Here is a 20804-nt window from a genome sequence, read left to right on the forward strand (position 1 = left end):
ATTAGTTTAAAATCGAAGATACAGAATTTTTTATATGATTTCTAAGAAAATAAAAAAAATTATGCATGCATAGTACTATTTTAGCAACAAGACACCCAAATTATTGAATATTTTGTAAAACAAAGAAGTATTAGAGCTTCATTTTAAAGCATAAAAAAAGGGGAAGATGTTACCATCTTCCCCTTTTTTATACTATCCAGATATAGTTACTACTCTACCGTAACTGATTTTGCTAAATTTCTTGGCTGATCTACATTACAACCCCTCATTAATGCAATATGGTACGACAATAACTGTAAAGGAATTGTAGTTAGTAACGGCGTTAAGCTTTCAAAAGTTTCTGGCACTTCAATCACATGATCTGCAAGTTCTTTAACAGCTTCATCACCCTCTGTTACAATAGCAATAATTTTTCCTTTTCGAGATTTAATCTCTTGAATGTTACTGACCACCTTTTCATAATGACCTTTTTTGGTTGCAATAACAAAAACCGGCATATGCTCATCTATAAGTGCAATAGGACCATGCTTCATTTCTGCAGCAGGATATCCTTCTGCATGAATATAACTAATTTCCTTTAACTTAAGTGCACCCTCTAGGGCTACTGGGAAATTATACCCTCTTCCTAAATAAAGACAATTAGTAGCATCTTTGTAAACTTCTGCTACTTTCTCTATTAATTCATTGGACAATAAAGCCCTTTCTACTTTTGATGGAATGTTTTCAAGTTCCGTTAAGAACTCATGGTACTTACTTTGGGAAAGCACACCTTTTTCTTTCGCTAATTTTAAAGCAATTAAGCTTAACACTGTAATTTGAGTTGTAAATGCTTTTGTTGAAGCTACTCCAATTTCTGGACCTGCATGCGTATATGCACCAGCATCTGTTTCTCTTGAAATTGTAGATCCAACTACATTACATACTCCAAAAACAAAAGCACCTTTTTCTTTTGCTAATTTAATAGCTGCTAAAGTATCTGCCGTTTCTCCCGATTGAGAAATAGCTATTAATACATCTTTATCTGTAATTACAGGATTTCTATATCTGAACTCAGATGCATACTCAACCTCAACCGGTATTCTCGCAATATCTTCAAAAATATATTCTGCTACAAGACCCGCGTGCCATGAAGTACCACAGGCTACAATGATAATTCTATTAGCATTCATGAACTTTTCCAAGTTATCATCAATACCCGCCATTTTTATCAAACCTTGATCTGCCAAAAGACGACCACGGTACGTATCTTGAATAGCTCTAGGCTGCTCATAAATTTCCTTCAACATAAAGTGATCGTAACCACCTTTCTCAATTTCTTCAATGTTTAATTGCAATTCCTTTATAATAGGATATACAACAGAATCATCTTTTATCTTACGAAGTTTAATTTCTTTTCCAAGACGAATAATTGCCATCTCTTCATCTTCCAAATACATTGCATTGTTTGTAAACTCAATAAAAGGAGATGCATCTGAAGCGATAAAAAATTCATCTTCACCAATTCCAATAGCCAATGGACTACCTAATTTAGCTACAACAATTTCATCTGGCTTATTTCTATCAAAAACAGCAATAGCATATGCTCCGACAGCTTGATTCAATGCAATCTGAACTGCCTTACCTAATTTGACGTTTTCTTTTTTCTTTACCTCTTCAATAAGATTCACCAATACCTCAGTATCCGTATCTGAATGAAAAACATACCCACGATTTATTAATTCCTTTTTAATAGAATCATAGTTTTCTATAATTCCATTATGAATAATCACTAAATCGCCCGAATTGGAATAATGAGGATGTGAATTTACGTCATTAGGAACCCCATGAGTTGCCCATCTTGTATGGCCAATTCCTAGATTCCCTCCCAAAGCCATACCAGCTTCAGCCTTATTCTTAAGATCTTCTACTTTTCCTTTAGTCTTACATAAGTTAATAGTAGAACCGTCATAAATAGCAACTCCTGCACTATCATAACCTCTATACTCTAACCTTTGAAGTCCTTTTATTATAACTGGGTAGGCATCACGATGCCCTATATATCCTACAATTCCACACATACTGAATAAATAATTTGGTTAATGCTCAAAAATTCTGCGCAAAACTATGGATAACGCAACAATTTCTAAGCTAACTATAGACGTAAAACGAATAAAAACTTTGAGTGGTATACTTATAAGCAATTACTTACTCTACTTCCGTATATAAAATCTCTAATTGAAGTTTCTTTTCTTGATCTGACGTATTACTACCATAAAGTACGGTACCGAATGGGTTAATAGTTGACATTATCGGAATTTTAACTTCAGAAGTTTCTAATTTCGCACTTCCTATGCTCACTACTCTAATATCTGAAGTAACGGATAAACCAAGTGTAGCAATAGATAAGTCACCACTAATTAATCTATTGATGTAATCTGTAATTCGGATCTTATATTTAATTCCTTTCTCACTTTCTTTTTGCAACACGCCATCATAAAAAGGAAATACAGATAGTGCTGTTGGATTAGAAACACTAAATTCTGTTACGGTATTATATAAGACTTCATTTGTTTCAGCGTTATACAGATAAAGACGCATAGGCTCTATTACTCCTGGAGCAGCATCTAAACTAGTTCTATCTACATAGAACACTAAATTAGCCTCATTAATAATCCAATTATTAGCTTTTATCTGGCTAATAACGCTTGTACTCAATGCCGTTTCTTCTGCAAATAACTTAAGCTGCGTGTAGGTACCTGCCCCACCTTTCAGATAAATTTTCTCTGCATTTTCGGTTGAACTCAATGCTTCTAAGACCTCTGGAGAATACTCTTCATTAATAAAAGTATTTACTGCATTCCCTGTAATAGCTGTTGATATGCCATCACCTGTAACCAGATTAATTACAAATCGTTTCTCCAAAACCACACTCTCATCATCGGATTCGTCTGTAGCAGTGCCGTTTGTATCAATAGCGTCGTGAGTATAGGTAATGGTAATATTTGCCCCTGCTAAATTCAACAACATAAAAATATCATCAGCAGCATCAATAGAAACATGAATACCTCGTAAGAAATTTTTAAAATTTGTATTATTTAAAAGTTCTTGAGAACCTTCTTTATCCAAAATATTTTCTTGAAAAAACTGGTTATCTAAAGGCACCCATATACCTGCACCAATAGTTTGATCTACAGTACCCTCTTCATCTACATCTTCCGTATCAGGATCATCCTCATTATAGGTTATAATTTCTGTATCACGAACCGTTTCTGTGCCCTCAAACAAAACATCTGTAAGAAAAGGCGTAAAATCATGATCTGAATAAAAATCTTGTGAATCCTCAAAGTTTGTATCAGGATTTAAATCTCTTAAAAAATAAGTAGAACGCTGTATTTTTAAGTGAAATGGATTTGCTTTTCCAGAACCATATATACTATCTAAAATAAATTTCTTAGGATATGCTGCCAGGCCATTCTCACCATCTTCAGCATCTAAAATTCCATCATTATCTGTATCATTACTTAGCGGATTTAACCCAGAAATTCGTTCTTGGTTATCCGAAATTCCGTCTCCATCTGTATCACTATTAGCATCCGATGCATCAACATCCAAATCATCCGGAACCCCATCACCATCTGTATCCTTTACATCTTGCAAATAAGGAATATAAAGATAAACACTCTTTACCGTTTCATTTTCTACAATGGTTGCTGGTATTGTATCTGATACCGCTCCGTCTTCCGTAGCCTGTGAATAGGTACCAAAAGTTGGCGCCACAGTAGAAAGCTGTAATTGAGAAGTTATTGTTGCGGTAGTTTTACCGTACAATGGGTCGTTAAGGTTTCCTAATTGATAGATAGGCAACCGGTTAGACTTTACCGTATTAATTTTATTATTGTAAGCAAAAACATCAAAAACAGCTTTGCCTGTTCCAAATGGTTCACCCGCAATAACGCCTGAACCTATGGTTGTAACCTCATCTTCACAAGATGAAAATAACCCAGCTACCACTAATCCTGCAACAACAGAAAAGCTTATTTTTTTAATAAATGTCATGTAATTTACTTTAGAACTTCAGTGTTATAAAAATTTGCATAAGCTTCTTCAAACTCATGGAAAGGAACGTACGGAAGTACTGGTTTTTGAAGGTTTGTAATATGCGTACTTAAGTCCTCCGAAATTTCCTCTGACGCTAAAATAACAGCATCTGAATAATCCACCGCTACTTTTAACAAATTATTATAGTCTGGCTTTGCAAGCGTAGGGATAGCATCACTAGAAATACCATCAAATTCTATCTTCTTAACAATGTCCGGATTTAATTCTTCTTCAAATCCTTTAGAATAAACAGAAGTAACCACTTTACTCTCTGAAAATAAAGGCTCATCTGCATAATATTTTTTCAAATATAACGGCACTAATGAAGCCATCCATCCGTGTACATGGATAATATCTGGAGACCAGTTTAATTTTTTCACTGTTTCTACGATCCCTTTTGCAAAAAAGATGGCGCGTTCATCGTTATCCGGAAAAAGAGTTCCGTTTTCATCAGCAAAAGTTGCTTTTCTTTTAAAGTATTCTTCATTATCAATAAAATAAACCTGTATACGTTCTTTAGGTATAGAAGCTACTTTAATAATCAAAGGCATATCCATATCATTGATGACTAGATTCATCCCTGACAAACGTATTACCTCATGCAGTTGATGACGTCTCTCATTGATATTACCATACCTTGGCATAAAGATTCGTATTTGACCTCCATTGCTATTTACCATTTTAGGTGTTTCGTATGACATCAGTGAAACCTCGTTCTCCGGCAAGTAAGGTACTAATTCAGAAGATACAAACAATATCTTTTTACCATCCATAAAAGCTATTTTTTATTTTTTTTATTGGCGTGAGTGCAAAATTACAAAAATTATGCAGATTAGCAGTAATTATATAAGTTTGCGGGTTGTTAAATACAAACAAATGTTAGTAATAGAGACTAAAAAGGAGTTAAAAGACAATTTGTCAGCATTTATTTCAGATTCAAAATCGCTCGGACTTGTACCAACCATGGGCGCTTTGCACTCTGGCCATCTTTCTTTAATTGAAAAAGCGTCAAAAGAAAATGATCAGGTAGTTGTGAGCATTTTTGTGAACCCAACGCAGTTTAATAACCCAAATGACCTCGAAAAGTATCCAAAAACTTTAGAAAACGATTTAAATTTGATCAAAACAGTGTCAAATAACATCATTGTTTACACTCCATCGGTTGAAGAAATCTATCAAAATAACGTTTCTGCAGAAATTTATGACTTTCAAGGTCTTGACACTGTCATGGAAGGAGAGTTTAGAGATAACCATTTTAATGGCGTAGGTACTATTGTTGAAGAGCTTCTAACCAGTATTGCTCCCAATAAGGCCTATTTTGGCGAAAAAGATTTTCAGCAATTACAAATTATTAAAAAACTCATTCAGATAAAAGCTATTCCTGTTGAAATTATTGGCTGCCCAATTGTTCGCGAAGAAAGTGGCCTAGCCATGAGCTCAAGAAACGAAAGACTTTCTGCATCTATGCGCAAAGAGGCTTCCTTTATCTACAAAACTCTAAAAGATGCCAAAGAAATGTTTGGCACAAAAAATGCAATACACGTAGTAGAATGGGTAGAAAATCAGTTTGAAAATAATGAATTCTTATCCTTAGAATATTTTCAAATTGCTGATATTGATACGCTAAAATCTGTAACAGAAAAATTAAATAACAAAAAATACAGAGCGTTTATTGCAGTTTTTGTTGATGACATTCGACTAATTGATAACATTGCTTTGTAAATTATTATCTTTGTACCATGCAAATAGAAGTTGTAAAATCTAAAATACACCGCGTAAAAGTTACCGGAGCAGATCTTAATTACATAGGAAGCATCACTATTGATGAAGACTTAATGGACGCTGCAAATATTATAAGAGGAGAAAAAGTTCAGATTGTAAATAACAATAACGGAGAACGCTTAGAGACTTATGCCATTCCTGGACCTAGAAAGAGTGGAGAAATTACGCTTAACGGCGCAGCTTCTAGAAAAGTAGCGGTAGGAGACATTCTTATCCTTATCACGTACGGACAAATGGATATTGAAGAAGCAAAGACGTTTAATCCGTCATTAGTATTTCCTAACGAGGAGACTAACTTACTGAATTAATCTCTTGAAGAAATCTTTAAAAAAAACACTAAAAACAATACTCCCAATTGGCTTGGGAGTTTTTTTAGTTTGGTATTCCTACAATGCTACTTCAGAAGAAGATAGAGCCCAAATTATTTTTTACATAAAAGAAGCCGATTTATTTTGGGTAGGCATCTCTGTTTTAATGGGAATTTTAAGCCACGTTTCAAGAGCCATACGGTGGAACTATCTTTTAGAACCGCTAGGCTACAAACCCAAAATAGCAAACAACATTTTTATCATTCTTACTTCCTATTTTGCGAATCTAGGAATTCCTAGGTCTGGAGAAATCCTTAGAGCCACGGCCTTAAGCACTTATGAAAATGTCCCTTTTGAAAAAGGATTTGGCACCATTGTTACCGAGAGAGTGGTAGATTTAATTATGCTACTATCTATCATTGCAATTACTTTCTTTCTTCAAACAGACATCATATTAGCTTTTTTTGAAGAGAAAGGCTTTAACTTAAATAAACTATTATTAATACTAGGCGCCGGTATCATTCTTGCTGGACTTGTATTTTTATTTTTAAAAAAATCATCAAACCCCTTCCTTTTAAAAATCAAAAACTTTGGACTAGGCTTACTTCAAGGAGTTACGAGTATTTTTAAAATGAAGCATAAATGGGCATTTATATTCCATACTCTATTTATATGGTTTATCTACATTTCTATGTTTTGGGTGATTAAATTCACCGTTCCAGAAACCATAACTTTAACCATCAGCCAACTTCTTGTAGCATTTGTTTTTGGCGCTTTTGCCATGACTGCAACTAACGGGGGTATAGGACTTTACCCCATTGTAGTTAGTAGTGCTTTAGCCATTTTTGGAATCAGTAGTGTATCTGGAGATGCCTTTGGCTGGATCATGTGGATTTCACAAACGCTAATGGTTGTCGTTTTTGGTGCAATATCTTTTCTGGTATTACCGTTATTAAACAGAAATAAATAACACAAGCACCTAAATCTTTCTGTCATGAAATGCATACTTACCGTATTGGCTTTCTTTTTATACCTTGGATCTAACGCACAAGTTACTCAAGAAATTTTTGAATCTTTTAAACTTCAAGAAAGAAGAGATGTTCAATATTACATTCCTGAAAATTATACCCAAGAAAAAAAGTATCCTTTAATTATTGTTTTAGATGCCGAATATTTATTTGAAAATGTCGTAGCCACTGCTAAGTTTTACAGCAGGTTCCACGGTATGCCCGAGGCTATTATTGCAGGTGTAAACCAATCTAAAAATAATGAACGCTATGACGACTGCGCTTTTGATGAAGTTAGCGGCCTACCCTCTGACAGTTCTAAACTATTTTTTGAATTTCTAGGCATGGAGCTTATTCCATATCTAGAAACGAGCTATAATACAGCACCTTTCAAAATGATTGTTGGATATGATATTACAGCCAATTTTAGCAACTACTATCTTTTCAAAGAAGATTCTCTTTTTAATTCATACGTAAGTATTTCGCCAACCTTAGCTCCAGAAATGGAAACAAGAGTTCCGGCCCGATTAAGCGCTATGGATAAAACAATATTTTATCATTTGATCACTGATGGTGAAAAAGCAAAGAAAGATACGCAAACACCTATTTTAAATACAGCAATTAAAGCTATAGAAAAAGAAAATTTACACTATTTCTATGACGAATATAAAGATGCAGATCATATTTCTGTTGCTACCTACAGCATAGGAAAAGCCTTCGATGATGTGTTTACGATGTTTAAACCCATTAGCCCTACTGAATATAAAACGCAAATTTTAACGTCTGAAGAGCCTGTATTTGATTACCTATCTAACAAATACGAAATGATTGAAAAATTATTTGGGTTTAGAAAAAGTGTAGATTTAAATGATATCATGGCCATCTATGCAGCTTCTCGTAAAAAAGAAGATTTTGAATCGTTAAAGCCATTGGCCGATTTGTGTAAAAAAGAATACCCAGAAACTATGTTAGGGTTTTATTTTGAAGGCGAATATTTAGAGCAAATGGGCGAACCTAAAAAAGCACTAAGAACTTTTGAAAAAGCGTTTGGAATGGAAGAAATAGATTTCTTGACCAAAGACATGGCACTAGAGAAAATTGATGCTTTAAAAGCTGATTTCGGATATTAAATACAGGGTATATTTCATAAATAGGTTTAAAATGCACACCGCAACCAACACATTACTTTAAAAAAATGGAAAACCAACCCAACAAATCAAATTCTAATATCCTATCTATTATCGGAATTGTATGTGGAATTTTAAGTTTAATATTTTCTATAATTCCTTGTTTAGGCGTTTTCGCAATCATCTTTGGCTCCATAGCAGTCATCCTGTCAATTATAGCAGTGATTAGGGTGTTTATGTTAGAACAAGCAAAAGCACTCGCCATTATCGCTATGGCCGTTTCTTTGCTAGGCATTGCGTCTATTGGGCTTCAGTTTTACCTAACCTCAAAAGTATTTTTTGACCAAATAGAATTACAAGAGTTCGAAAAAATTGAAGAGATAGAAAACACAGAAGAACAGGAAGAGAGAGAAGAGCTAGAAGTAATCCCGGAAGAATTACCGGGGGAAACTTCCTTTAACTAAATAGATTTAAAACTGCCATCAGAAATAGAGCAGACCCTTTAGTTTATGGAAAAATCAGATGCTATACATCGTAGAAATCATCTTTTCTTTAACCTACTCTTTATTCTATTTTTCGCCGCAGCACTACTCTACATTTTAATCTCGAAGGATACACTTACCTGCTATTACAAAACAAATTACGGGCTAGAATGCCCCACCTGCGGATTTACACGAGATTTTAAGTCTATTTTAAATTTTCAAACAGCACATTTAATTAACACGAAATCTTTAGTATACTTCAAAGTACTCGGTGCTTTTTTTATATCTAGAATAGTCGTAAGCCTATTTCTTGTCTTTAAATTTCGCTATGTATTTATCTTAATAGCAGACCTTATTCTTATCAGTCTTTTTGTATTTTCTATCGTACTTATTTATTTTAATTTAATCTCCAACATAACTGTTTAAGGAAAAATCAGGATGCCTACCTTGAGATTAAATATAGATTTCGAGTGTTTAAAGATCCCTCTAAGTGTTTTTTACGCTTAAATTTTCCCTATTTAATTACATGGTATTTAGTACCTTTATCCAAAACCTAAAAGAGGGAATGGCTAAAACAAAAACAGCTTTTTTTTGTCAGAATTGCGGCACACAATATGCTAAATGGGTAGGACAATGTACCGCCTGTAAAGAATGGAATACCGTTGTTGAAGAAGTAGTCCAAAAAGAAGAAAAATCTAGCTGGAAGACTCCGACAAATACCACTAAGAAAGTTTCCAAGCCTTTACGAGTTAACGAAATTAGCACGGAGAAAGAATTACGATTAAATACATTTGACCTAGAGTTTAATCGTGTTTTAGGCGGCGGTCTTGTTCCTGGCTCTTTGACACTTTTAGGTGGTGAACCTGGCATAGGAAAGAGTACATTACTACTCCAAATTGCCTTAAAACTACCTTATAAAACGCTATACGTATCTGGAGAAGAGAGTCAGAAGCAAATAAAAATGCGTGCAGACCGTATTCACCCCAATAGCGATACTTGCTTTATTCTTACAGAAACAAAAACTCAAAATATCTTTAAGCAGATAGAAGATACCGAGCCTGATATTGTGGTAATTGATTCCATACAGACGCTACATTCTGATCATATTGAATCTGCCGCCGGAAGTATTTCTCAAATTAGAGAATGTACTGCAGAGCTTATTAAATTTGCTAAAGAAACCAATACTCCCGTGATCTTAATTGGCCATATTACCAAAGATGGTTCTATTGCCGGTCCAAAAATTTTAGAACACATGGTAGATAGTGTGCTTCAATTTGAAGGCGATCGGAATTATGTATACCGCATTTTACGCTCCTTAAAAAATAGGTTTGGCTCTACCTCTGAACTGGGAATTTATGAAATGCAAGGCAGTGGTTTGCGTGAAGTGAACAATCCGTCTGAAATTCTAATTTCTAAAAATGACGAAGGCTTAAGTGGTACCGCAATAGCATCTACTGTAGAAGGCATGCGCCCTCTTATGATAGAAATACAAGCTTTGGTAAGTACTGCTGTTTACGGTACACCTCAACGTTCTACAACGGGTTATAATGCCAAACGTTTAAACATGCTTTTGGCTGTATTAGAAAAGCGTGCTGGATTTAAATTAGCCGCAAAAGATGTATTCTTAAACATTACTGGAGGTATTTCCGTAGATGATCCTGCCATCGATTTGGCCGTAATTGCCGCTATACTTTCCAGCAATGAAGATATTGCCATAGAAAAAGGTGTATGTTTTGCTGCCGAAGTTGGATTAGCTGGCGAAATACGCCCTGTACAACGCGTAGAACAACGAATCACGGAAGCCGAAAAATTAGGATTTGACACTATTTTCGTTTCCAAAAACAATAAAATCAGTCTAAAAAATACACAGATAAACATTCAACTTGTAGCAAAAATTGAAGATGTAGCCAACTATTTATTTGGATAAATTAAGGTGCTGGGTTCGGGAATTCATTATGAATTTTCTCAATACCTTCTAAAACATCCGCACTTAACTCCACATTAATACTCGCTATATTTTCTTCCAATTGACGCATACTCGTTGCCCCAATAATATTGCTTGTTAAAAAAGGTCTAGTATTAACAAAAGCTAAAGACATTTGCGCTAGAGACAAATCATTAGCTTGTGCCAACTCATAATATTTTTGTGTGGCTGCTATTGCCGTTTTTCCACTGTATCTATTGTAGTTAGGAAAAAGTTTTAATCGAGAATTATCTGGCAGTCTATCACCTAAATATTTACCACTTAAAACTCCAAATCCTAATGGAGAATATGCTAAAAGGCCAAGATTCTCACGATGTGCTATTTCTGATAATCCGGTTTCAAACTGTCTGTTCAATAAACTATATGCATTCTGAATCGTAATCATTCTAGGTAAGGTAATATGCACCTTACTTTCTTCCAAATAGCGCATAGCGCCCCAAGGAGTTTCATTAGATATACCTATTTCTCTTATTTTCCCTTCTTGTTTTAAATCACGTAATGTTTCTAGAACTTGATGAAAATTATCTTCCCAAAAATCTGCTGCATCATGGGTATAGCCACGTTTACCAAAATAATTGGTATTTCGTTCTGGCCAATGCAATTGGTATAAATCTATATAATCAGTCTTTAAACGTTCCAAACTATCCTCTACCGCTTCAATAAGCGATGGCCTATCAAAACCCGTAGTCCGTATAAATTTTGTAAATTCTGCTCTCCCAGCAATTTTTGATCCTAGGATAATTTTATCGCGATTTTTATTTTTTTCAAACCAAGTACCAATTATCTTTTCCGTTGCCGATTTGCGATCTGGATGCGCAGGAATAGGATACAATTCTGCAGTGTCAAAGAAATTAACTCCCTGAGATACGGCATAATCCATTTGCTCATGACCCTCAGCTTCTGTATTCTGATTTCCCCAGGTCATTGTTCCTAAGCAAATCTTACTAACTTCTATATCGGTATGTGGTAATTTAGTATAAAACATAACAAATGGGTTGAAAAAATTTAAAAACCAAAAATACGCATATCAACTGCCTATTTCTTTCCTATTGAAATAAAAATTAACTCAATTCGACTAAAATAGGACAATGATCACTATGCCTTGCTTCTGCTAAAATTACGGCTCTTTGTAAGCGCTTTTCTAAAGGCTCACTTACTAGGGCGTAATCTAAACGCCATCCCTTATTATTGTTTCTAGCATTTGCCCTATAACTCCACCACGTATAATTATCTGGCTCATCATTAAAATACCGGAAACTATCAATAAAACCACTATTTATAAAAGTGCCTATCCATTCTCGCTCTACAGGCAAGAAACCAGAAGTGTTTTTTAAGCCCACAGGGTTATGAATATCTATGGCCTCGTGGCAAATATTATAGTCCCCAAGAATTATTAAATTAGGATGCTCCTCCTTTAATTCTGTAACATATTCTTGAAAATCGGCCATGTATTTCAATTTAAAATCCAAGCGATCCATATTGGTCCCAGAAGGTAAATACATACTCATAACAGATACACCATCATAGTCTGCACGAATATTTCGGCCTTCAAAATCCATATAATCTATACCTGTACCGTACACCACATTATTGGGCTTTGTTTTAGATAAAATAGCGACCCCACTATACCCTTTCTTCTGTGCGCTATACCAATAATTATACGAGTATCCGGCGTCTTCAAACAAGCTTAGATCTAATTGTTCCTCCATTGCTTTAATCTCCTGCAAACAAACCACATCTGGATTTACGGCTTTTAACCAATCTATAAAACCTTTATTTATCGCTGCCCTAATTCCATTTACGTTGTACGAAACAATTTTCATCTATAGCTATTTTTCCCTGAAGGATTTATTTTATGAATCCTATTGATTGCCGAAAATACATAATGTTCTCCATAACAAGCAAGCTTGAAGCCATTTAAAAAGCTATCTGTTTCTAAGGTTTTAATTTTTGGTATGCTAATTGATTTTTAATCCCCAAATACTATTCAAATGAAAAAAATACTAATAGCACTGCTTGTTTTAAGTAGCGGGTTGGTTTCCGCACAAGCATATAGAACCTACAATCAAAACCACGAATTGAAATTCAATATTGGATTGTTTCTAGCCTCCACCACAGTAGAAGGTAGTTATGAATATTATTTAAATGAAGATACCAGTATTGGCGGCACCTTGTATTTTAATAACACACCATTGAATTACAATGGAAACTTTGGAATAGGTCCAAATTTTAGGGCCTATTTTGGTTATGCACCACGTAGTGGCTTTTTTGCTGAAGCATTTGGATTGTATTATTCTGGAGAAATTGATGATCCTGAATTTACGGGTAGCACTCTAAACAATCGCTACAACACTACCGCAATCGGTATAGGTATAGGCCATAAATTTGCAACCCGTAGTCAGAAGTTTACGCTAGAGTTTAATGCTGGTTTAGGTCGGAATGTGAACCCTCAAGAATATCAAAATACTTTTATGTACAGAGCTGGACTTTCTGTAGGATTTCGATTTTAAAATCTCACGAATTCACAACACAAACTTTAAAATTTCTTAACCTTTTTCTTACCCACGAAGTATGTAACTTTTCATCGAGTTTATGAATCCCTAAAAAATAATTTTAGCACATAATTATAACTTGGAACACCGATGAGAAAACTATTATTTATAGCAGCTATACATCTTATCCTACTGTCTTGCAAAAGCGATAAGAAAACAGAGAAAGAAGCAGATGTACAAATGGAAGCGACTACACCACAAACTGTAGAAATAAATAAGACACAAGCAGCGTTTAAAGATTTTGACTGGTCTACAATTCCGCTTTCTAAAGTGGACATTGGAAATTTCCCATACCTATCTGCTCCCGAGGGGTTTATGATTAGAAAAGAGGGTATTCATGAAAAGGCAGAAAATGGAATGACCAAATATTCTGATTTCAACAAATTAATAACCTATACAGGTACAAACTTTTTCAATGCCGAAGGAAAAAAGGCAGAACTGGACTTTGCAATGACAGATCCTAATACCGAATTTAAGCAGTACCTATTTGATCAAAGTATGGAGCAGCATTTAGCAAGTATTGGGGCTCACTTAATCTTTAAAGGTCAAATACCTCGAGAGCAAATAGAAAACCTAAACAAAGAAGATGATAAGACTGTTTTTAACTATATTCAAGGAGACCCCTATAATAGTTCCCCTGTAAAGCACTATGCGCTGAATCATTTAAACGGAAAGATAATTTTTCAGGTATGGAGTAATTCTGCCCGCGCTGAAATTGGCATCGTGGAACTAAAAGGTTTTAATCAAACCATAAAACCCCCAACTGCCAGTGAAATGAAATCTGACATTGACAAAATAGGAAAAGCCATTCTAAACATCAATTTCGATACTGATAAAGCAACCTTAAAACCAGACGGACAAAAATTGGTGGCTGAAATATTTACCTTATTAAATGAAAACGATAGTTTAAAGATATCTATTGAAGGGCACACTGATTCTAGCGGAGATGCGGAAAGAAATAAACAACTATCTATAGACAGGGCAAACACCGTCATGTATGCCCTAGCAGCTAAAGGTATTGCTATTCATCGCTTACAAGCAAAAGGTTTTGGTGCTAGCAACCCACTTTTACCTAATAATTCTGAAGAAAGCAAAGCTAAAAATAGGCGCGTAGAATTGGTCAAAATACACTAATAAAGACAACTACTAACTCATTAGTTAACCTGGTATATATCCTAAAAAATATGTGCATTTGTTACCCCCAATTTGCTATATTTTAATAGCATAATTTTTCTCTTGAGCGTGTATTTTTTTTTCTGATGAATCAAAAAATAGAATACATTAGATTACCTAATTTTTAATCTAATCGCTACCTCTCATGATCAAAAAAAATTTTTATTTGCTTATAGGGCTTTTCTTTATTTATGGATGCACAAGTGATGACTCTGAAGAGCCTATAATTTTGAAAAATGTTATTATTGATGTTGTGTATTTTGAGTTTATTTCAGATACTGGAAATGACACTTTCAGACTTCGCTATGAAATAAATTTCACAAACCCCAACAACTCAGACATTACTGGATTCTATAGTATCACTACAACCGCAGACAGTCTCACTACTACACTGCTTTCTACAGAATCTACACCATGCTACGAGATTGACGCAAATTCTAGTTGCACTTTATCATTTGATGCTGAAGATTCATTTGATTTAGCTAAAATTGAATCTATTACACTTGACAGTATCATTTACACTATATCACAATAAAAAAAGGTGGTCTATTTCTAGACCACCTTATATATAAAGTTTATTACGTTATTATTTTTTCAAATCATAACGATCTAAATTCATCACTTTCGTCCAAGCTGCAACAAAATCTTTCACTAAACGATCTTGGCCATCACTTGCACCATATACTTCTGCAATTGCTCTTAATTCCGTATTAGAACCAAAAATTAAATCGGCTCGAGTTCCTGTAAAAACTACTTCATTTGTTTTCCGATTACGACCTTCAAAAAGGCTATCGTCATTTGAAGTTGCTTTCCATGTATAGGTGAAGTCTAATATATTTTTAAAGAAATCATTAGTTAAACTTCCTCTATTATCTGTAAAGACTCCATGGTTAGAACCATCATAGTTGGCTCCTAGCACACGTAGACCTCCCACTAAAACTGTCATTTCCGGAACTGATAAGGTCAGTAAATTTGCTTTATCAATTAACAAATCTTCTGCCGCTATTTTCAAACCAGGTTTCATGTAATTTCTAAAACCATCCGCTAAAGGTTTCAGGTAATTAAATCCTTCAATATCAGTTTGTTCTTGCGTAGCATCTCCTCTACCTGCTGTAAATTGCACCTTGGTAGTATACCCTGCATTTTTAACGGCTTGTTCTACCCCTACATTTCCTGCTAATACAATTAAATCAGCTATTGAAATCTCTCCTTTAAAATCAGCTTTAATACCTTCTAATACCGTTAGTACTTTTTGTAGTTCCGATGGATTGTTTACTTCCCAGTTTCTTTGTGGTTCTAAACGAATACGAGCACCATTTGCGCCACCTCTTTTATCAGATCCTCTAAATGAAGATGCAGAAGCCCAAGCTGTAGTTACCAATTGTGAGATGGTTAATCCTGAATCTAAAATCATTCCTTCTAATGTAGAAAGGTCTGCATCACTCAAAGTATAATTAACAGCAGGAATAGGGTCTTGCCACAATAATTCTTCTTTAGGCACTTCCGGTCCTAAATAACGAGATATTGGTCCTAGATCACGATGTGTTAATTTGTACCAAGCGCGTGCAAATGCATCCTCAAATGCTTGATGATCTGCATGAAAACGTTTTGATATTTCTAAATATGCAGGATCTACTTTTAAAGCAATATCCGCAGTAGTCATCATTAAATCTTGTCTTCCATTAGCATCTCCTGCCTTTGGAGCTCTTTTAGCATTAGAGGCCGCTGTTGGTTTCCATTGATGTGCTCCTGCCGGACTTTTAGTTAATTCCCAATCATAATTTAACAAAACATCAAAATAATCAGCATCCCATTGTATAGGGTTTGGTGTCCATGCTCCTTCGATACCACTCGTAATAGTATCATCTAAAACCCCTGTTCCAAAACTATTTTTCCAACCGGTGCTCATCTCTTCAATAGGTGCTCCATGTGGCTCTTTTCCAACATATTCATTTGGATCTGCAGCTCCGTGTGCTTTACCAAAGGTATGCCCTCCAGCCACTAACGCTACCGTTTCTTCATCATCCATTGCCATTCTTCCAAAGGTCTCTCTTACATCATGTGCAGAACCTAAAGGGTCTGGGTTTCCGTTTGGCCCTTCTGGGTTCACATAAATCCACCCCATCATAACCGCTGCTAAAGGATCTTCTAAATCTCCTTCTTTATAACGTTCTTCATTTGCTCCCCATTCTGTTTCACTACCCCAGTATACATCTTGCTCTGGCTCCCAAACATCTTCACGTCCGCCGGCAAAACCAAATGTAGGAAAGCCCATAGATTCTAGAGCGCAATTACCTGCAAGAATCATTAAATCTGCCCAAGAAATTTTGTTACCATATTTTTGTTTTATAGGCCATAATAATAAACGTGCCTTATCTAAGTTACCATTATCTGGCCAACTATTAATAGGTGCAAATCTTTGGTTACCAGCTCCTGCTCCACCGCGTCCGTCTCCAACTCTATAGGTACCTGCACTATGCCAAGCCATACGAATCATTAATCCTCCATAATGACCATAATCTGCCGGCCACCAATCTTGTGAATCTGTCATTAAATCTGTGACATCTTTTTTAAGTGCTGCAAAATCTAGACTAGCAAAGGCTTCTGCATAATTAAAATCTTCTCCCATAGGATTAGATTTTGTAGCATTTTGACGTAAAATATTAAGCTTTAGCTCATTTGGCCACCAGTCTCTATTTTCTACACCACCACCTGCTGTATGTTTATTTGTGCCACTTAAAAAAGGGCATTTTGCCGAACTTTCATTAATGTCGAAGTTTTTACCTTGGGGAGCGCTCCCTGAATTAGCATTATTTTCCATTATAAAACTGTTTTTTTTGATTTTCTATCGTAACAAAAGCTAAAGTACCACATGTTTATCTATTGAATATATTTTTTTAATAGATAAAAACTATATTGCAATTAAGTTTCTGATTCTCAATGAAAATACAAAAAATAGCGGTTAAATGTTTTACATTTTTTATTACTAGATTGTAAATAATTCTTAAGGCACAAAAAAAGGGTCTAGAATTAAAAATTCTAGACCCTTAAAATATCATTAAAAAATATTATTGCATTTTCATCAACCACTCTTTCATAGCTACCGCCTTACCTATGATGGTTTTTAAATCTTCAATAGCCACTCTTTCCTGCTCCATCGTATCTCTATGACGAATAGTAACTGTTTTGTCTTCTAAAGATTGATGATCTACTGTAATACAAAATGGTGTCCCATTAGCATCTTGTCTTCTATAACGTTTTCCGACGGCATCTTTTTCATCATAAAACACATTAAACTCCCACTTTAATTCATCAATAATCTCATGAGCTAATTCTGGAAGTCCGTCTTTTTTCAACAGAGGAAATACCGCTGCTTTTGTTGGAGCTAAAACAGCAGGAAGTTTCAATACGGTTCTTGTTGTTCCGTTTTCTAATTCTTCTTCCTCTAAAGAATTAGAGAAAACAGCTAAGAACATACGGTCTAAACCAATAGAAGTTTCTACCACGTAAGGAACGTAATTCTTTTTTAAATCGTTATCAAAATACTGCAACTTCTTACCAGAGAATTTCTCGTGCTGCGATAAATCAAAATCAGTTCTTGAATGAATCCCTTCTAATTCTTTAAATCCAAATGGAAATTTAAATTCAATATCTGCAGCAGCATCCGCGTAGTGTGCTAATTTTTCATGATCATGAAAACGGTAATTGTCTTGCCCCATACCCAAAGAAAGGTGCCATTTCATACGGTTTTCTTTCCACTTTTCATACCATTCTTGTTGCGTACCTGGTTGAATAAAAAATTGCATTTCCATTTGCTCAAACTCTCGTTGACGAAAAATAAACTGACGCGCTACAATTTCATTACGAAAAGCTTTCCCAACCTGTGCAATTCCGAAAGGAATTTTCATACGTCCTGTTTTCTGAACGTTTAAAAAGTTTACAAAAATACCTTGTGCTGTTTCTGGCCTTAAGTATAAGTCCATAGCACTATCTGCAGATGCTCCTAATTTGGTACCAAACATTAAGTTAAACTGCTTAACATCTGTCCAGTTCTTTGAACCAGAGATAGGGCAAACTATATCTAACTCATCAATTAAATTACGAACATCTACTAAATCTTCATTTTCTAATGATTTACCCAAACGTTTTAATATAGCATTTATCTTTTCTTGATAATCTACAACACGTTGATTGGTGGCTAGAAATTGATCTTTATCAAAAGTATCTCCAAAGCGTTTTGCTGCTTTAGCTACTTCCTTATCTATTTTAGCTTCAATCTTAGCAGTGTAATCTTCTACTAAAACATCTGCCCGATATCTCTTTTTAGAATCTTTATTATCTATCAATGGATCATTGAAGGCATCTACGTGACCTGAAGCTTTCCAAACCGTTGGATGCATGAAAATAGCAGAATCTAGCCCTACAATATTATCATTCATTTGAACCATGGCTTTCCACCAATATTCTCGAATGTTCTTTTTTAGTTCCGCACCGTTCTGAGCATAGTCATAAACCGCACTTAAACCATCGTAAATTTCACTAGATTGAAAAACATATCCATACTCCTTAGCATGCGATATTACTTTTTTAAATTTGTCTTCTTGATTTGCCATGCGGCAAAAATAGAATATTACCCTAAAAACGAATAATTTATTTTAACTGAAATTCAGTTGAAGTAAGCAATTTTTCGTTTTCAAATACATTTAGGGTATAAGTTCCCTGTTCTAACGATCCTTCGGGCACACTTATCGCATCACAAATATCTTCTCGAGTACCGTCAAAAATAAATTCAACTTTCTTACTATAGGTGTTACCGTTTACATTTATGGTAAATGCATTGTGTGCAATTACCTTTTTCTGCGGATCTAAAAACTGTAAATAGATAATCTTCTCTTCCCGAACTACATCTACATTTGCAGCAACAGCAACACAACCTCTAAGCCTTGAAATAGTAGAAGCTTTGTTGGTCTGTATTGGATCACCCCCACGAATTCTATACCCAGTACCCTCTGGTCCTTGCAGCCTCAGGTAGCTTTTAATTTTTAGCTTCTCACTAATAATCTTATTTTGCTTAAGTAAGGTAGCTTCTGCTTCTTCTAACTTTCCTGTTTTATTTTCTAAAATTTCCATCTTAGTTTTTGTCTCGTTATATTTTTGAGACAAAATAGAATTGTTATAACGTAAAGAATTGTTTCTAAGCCTAAGCGTATCATGCATTAACTCCATTTTACGAAGCTCTTTGCGGTATTCACGAAGCTTTGCGATATCAAAATTTAAAACCCCTACAGAATCCAGTAGCTGATCAATTCGGTATTGCGCGTGCTGCATCTCTATTTCATTCACTTCATTAGAAGTAGAAAGCCTAGAAACCTCTGCTTTCATCATGGTTAAATCTTTAACCAATATAGCTTTCTCATCCTCTAAATAATCAATTTTATTTTGAGATTGCGCATAGCTATAGTAAAATGCAATTAGAATACCAATCACAACAGCAATTAGTGCTGCAAGGAGTATTTTATAATTGAATTTAGTATCTTGATAATTCATTTAAGGCTAAGTAGGTTTTGTAATTCGGTTTTAGTCAATCAAATATATGTATATAAGGTTTTCAAAGATACTAAATGATATTAACAGCATCCTAGTACCCAGGGGGTGTTTTGGATGTAATGCACACTTGAGTAAAGGTGAACGATTAATCTGCACCGTTTGTCGAAACCAATTGCCGCTTACCGAGTATACCTATAACGTAGAAAACCCTTTTGATAGTATTTTTTATGGGCGAGTTTCTGTAAAAAAATCAAGTTCTTTTCTGTTTTTCACTGAAAACGGTATTGTCAAAAATCTTATTCATCACTTAAAATACAAAAATCAACAACAAATTGGAGCTTTTTTAGGAGATTGGTGTGGAAGTAAACTTAAAGAGAACGGAAACATTCCTAGCATTGACCTTGTAATTCCTGTGCCGTTACACAAAAAGAAATTAAAAAAAAGAGGCTATAACCAAGTAAGTTTGTTTGCTCAAAAAATTGCCCATCACCTAAATGCTACTTTCCTTGAAGATGTGCTTATAAAAACTAAAAACACAAAAACGCAAACAAAGAAAGACCGTTTTTTCCGATGGCAGAGTAATCAAGATTTATTTAAACTAAACGCTAACCACATGGTCTATAATAAAAATATCCTTATCGTAGATGATGTAGTAACTACAGGCGCTACTTTAGAATCTTGCGTAAAAGCATTTGAAACAGAAAAAGGAGTTACCATCTACCTTCTTACGATGGCGATCGTATTATAAACTTAACATTTTGTTTT

18 protein-coding genes are annotated in these 20804 nt (G+C 34.8%); 10 read left to right on the forward strand and 8 right to left on the reverse strand.

Annotated elements, in window-relative coordinates; all coding sequences use genetic code 11:
• Window positions 1–209: 209 nt before the first annotated feature.
• From glmS to M666_RS03565, 3 genes are all read right to left on the reverse strand, one after another.
• Window positions 210–2057, reverse strand: a complete 1848-nt coding sequence (glmS, locus tag M666_RS03555) for a glutamine--fructose-6-phosphate transaminase (isomerizing) (protein WP_029447726.1) — start codon at window positions 2055–2057, stop codon at window positions 210–212.
• A gap of 127 nt (window positions 2058–2184) precedes the next feature.
• The gene (locus M666_RS03560) at window positions 2185–4035 is read right to left on the reverse strand and encodes a DUF4270 domain-containing protein (RefSeq protein WP_029447725.1); all 1851 of its coding nucleotides are present in this window, start codon (window positions 4033–4035) and stop codon (window positions 2185–2187) included.
• Window positions 4036–4040: 5 nt separating this feature from the next.
• Complete coding sequence (locus tag M666_RS03565; RefSeq protein WP_029447724.1) at window positions 4041–4850, reverse strand: glycogen/starch synthase; 810 nt, start codon at window positions 4848–4850, stop codon at window positions 4041–4043.
• A gap of 103 nt (window positions 4851–4953) precedes the next feature.
• Between M666_RS03565 and panC the strand changes: the two genes are divergently transcribed.
• The 6 genes from panC (at window position 4954) to radA (ending at window position 10710) form a co-directional block, all read left to right on the forward strand.
• Window positions 4954–5799 carry a pantoate--beta-alanine ligase gene (gene panC / locus M666_RS03570; protein WP_029447723.1) on the forward strand — a complete coding sequence of 282 codons (846 nt, stop codon included), beginning with the start codon at window positions 4954–4956 and terminating at the stop codon, window positions 5797–5799.
• Between the two features lie 17 nt (window positions 5800–5816).
• Entirely contained in the window at window positions 5817–6167 is a 351-nt protein-coding gene (gene panD, locus M666_RS03575; RefSeq protein WP_024482662.1) for an aspartate 1-decarboxylase, read from the forward strand.
• A gap of 4 nt (window positions 6168–6171) precedes the next feature.
• Window positions 6172–7137 (forward strand): lysylphosphatidylglycerol synthase transmembrane domain-containing protein, encoded by a 966-nt coding sequence (locus M666_RS03580; protein WP_029447722.1) that lies wholly within the window; start codon window positions 6172–6174, stop codon window positions 7135–7137.
• Window positions 7138–7161: 24 nt separating this feature from the next.
• Window positions 7162–8304, forward strand: coding sequence for an alpha/beta hydrolase (locus M666_RS03585; RefSeq protein ID WP_029447721.1), 1143 nt, complete (start codon window positions 7162–7164; stop codon window positions 8302–8304).
• Between the two features lie 65 nt (window positions 8305–8369).
• Window positions 8370–8765, forward strand: coding sequence for a hypothetical protein (locus tag M666_RS03590; RefSeq protein WP_029447720.1), 396 nt, complete (start codon window positions 8370–8372; stop codon window positions 8763–8765).
• A gap of 583 nt (window positions 8766–9348) precedes the next feature.
• Complete coding sequence (radA, locus tag M666_RS03595) at window positions 9349–10710, forward strand: DNA repair protein RadA (RefSeq protein ID WP_025616507.1); 1362 nt, start codon at window positions 9349–9351, stop codon at window positions 10708–10710.
• A gap of 1 nt (window position 10711) precedes the next feature.
• Here radA and M666_RS03600 read toward each other — a convergent pair whose 3' ends face one another.
• Together M666_RS03600 and M666_RS03605 are read right to left on the reverse strand one after the other, a co-directional pair.
• Window positions 10712–11752, reverse strand: coding sequence for an aldo/keto reductase (locus tag M666_RS03600; protein ID WP_029447719.1), 1041 nt, complete (start codon window positions 11750–11752; stop codon window positions 10712–10714).
• A gap of 76 nt (window positions 11753–11828) precedes the next feature.
• Window positions 11829–12590 (reverse strand): exodeoxyribonuclease III, encoded by a 762-nt coding sequence (locus M666_RS03605; RefSeq protein WP_029447718.1) that lies wholly within the window; start codon window positions 12588–12590, stop codon window positions 11829–11831.
• Between the two features lie 168 nt (window positions 12591–12758).
• On the opposite strand from M666_RS03605, the gene M666_RS03610 reads away from it, so the two are divergent.
• The 3 genes from M666_RS03610 (at window position 12759) to M666_RS03620 (ending at window position 15027) form a co-directional block, all read left to right on the forward strand.
• A complete protein-coding gene (locus M666_RS03610) occupies window positions 12759–13277 on the forward strand; it encodes a DUF3575 domain-containing protein (RefSeq protein ID WP_029447717.1) in 519 nt (172 codons plus the stop codon).
• A gap of 132 nt (window positions 13278–13409) precedes the next feature.
• The gene (locus M666_RS03615; protein WP_029447716.1) at window positions 13410–14453 is read left to right on the forward strand and encodes an OmpA family protein; all 1044 of its coding nucleotides are present in this window, start codon (window positions 13410–13412) and stop codon (window positions 14451–14453) included.
• Window positions 14454–14637: 184 nt separating this feature from the next.
• A complete protein-coding gene (locus tag M666_RS03620) occupies window positions 14638–15027 on the forward strand; it encodes a hypothetical protein (protein ID WP_029447715.1) in 390 nt (129 codons plus the stop codon).
• A gap of 51 nt (window positions 15028–15078) precedes the next feature.
• Here M666_RS03620 and katG read toward each other — a convergent pair whose 3' ends face one another.
• The 3 genes from katG to M666_RS03635 all read right to left on the reverse strand — a co-directional run bounded on the left by katG (window position 15079) and on the right by M666_RS03635 (window position 20039).
• Entirely contained in the window at window positions 15079–17313 is a 2235-nt protein-coding gene (katG, locus tag M666_RS03625; protein WP_029447714.1) for a catalase/peroxidase HPI, read from the reverse strand.
• A gap of 247 nt (window positions 17314–17560) precedes the next feature.
• Window positions 17561–19105, reverse strand: coding sequence for a glycine--tRNA ligase (locus M666_RS03630; RefSeq protein WP_029447713.1), 1545 nt, complete (start codon window positions 19103–19105; stop codon window positions 17561–17563).
• Between the two features lie 37 nt (window positions 19106–19142).
• Window positions 19143–20039: a DUF8428 domain-containing protein gene (locus tag M666_RS03635; protein ID WP_025616499.1), complete on the reverse strand. Its 897-nt coding sequence runs from the start codon at window positions 20037–20039 to the stop codon at window positions 19143–19145.
• Window positions 20040–20166: 127 nt separating this feature from the next.
• Here M666_RS03635 and M666_RS03640 point away from each other — a divergent pair, with 127 nt between their 5' ends.
• Window positions 20167–20787 (forward strand): ComF family protein, encoded by a 621-nt coding sequence (locus M666_RS03640; protein WP_316932435.1) that lies wholly within the window; start codon window positions 20167–20169, stop codon window positions 20785–20787.
• The last annotated feature ends 17 nt before the right edge of the window (window positions 20788–20804 follow it).

It is taken from the genome of Cellulophaga baltica 18, from assembly GCF_000468615.2.
Lineage (GTDB): Bacteria > Bacteroidota > Bacteroidia > Flavobacteriales > Flavobacteriaceae > Cellulophaga > Cellulophaga baltica.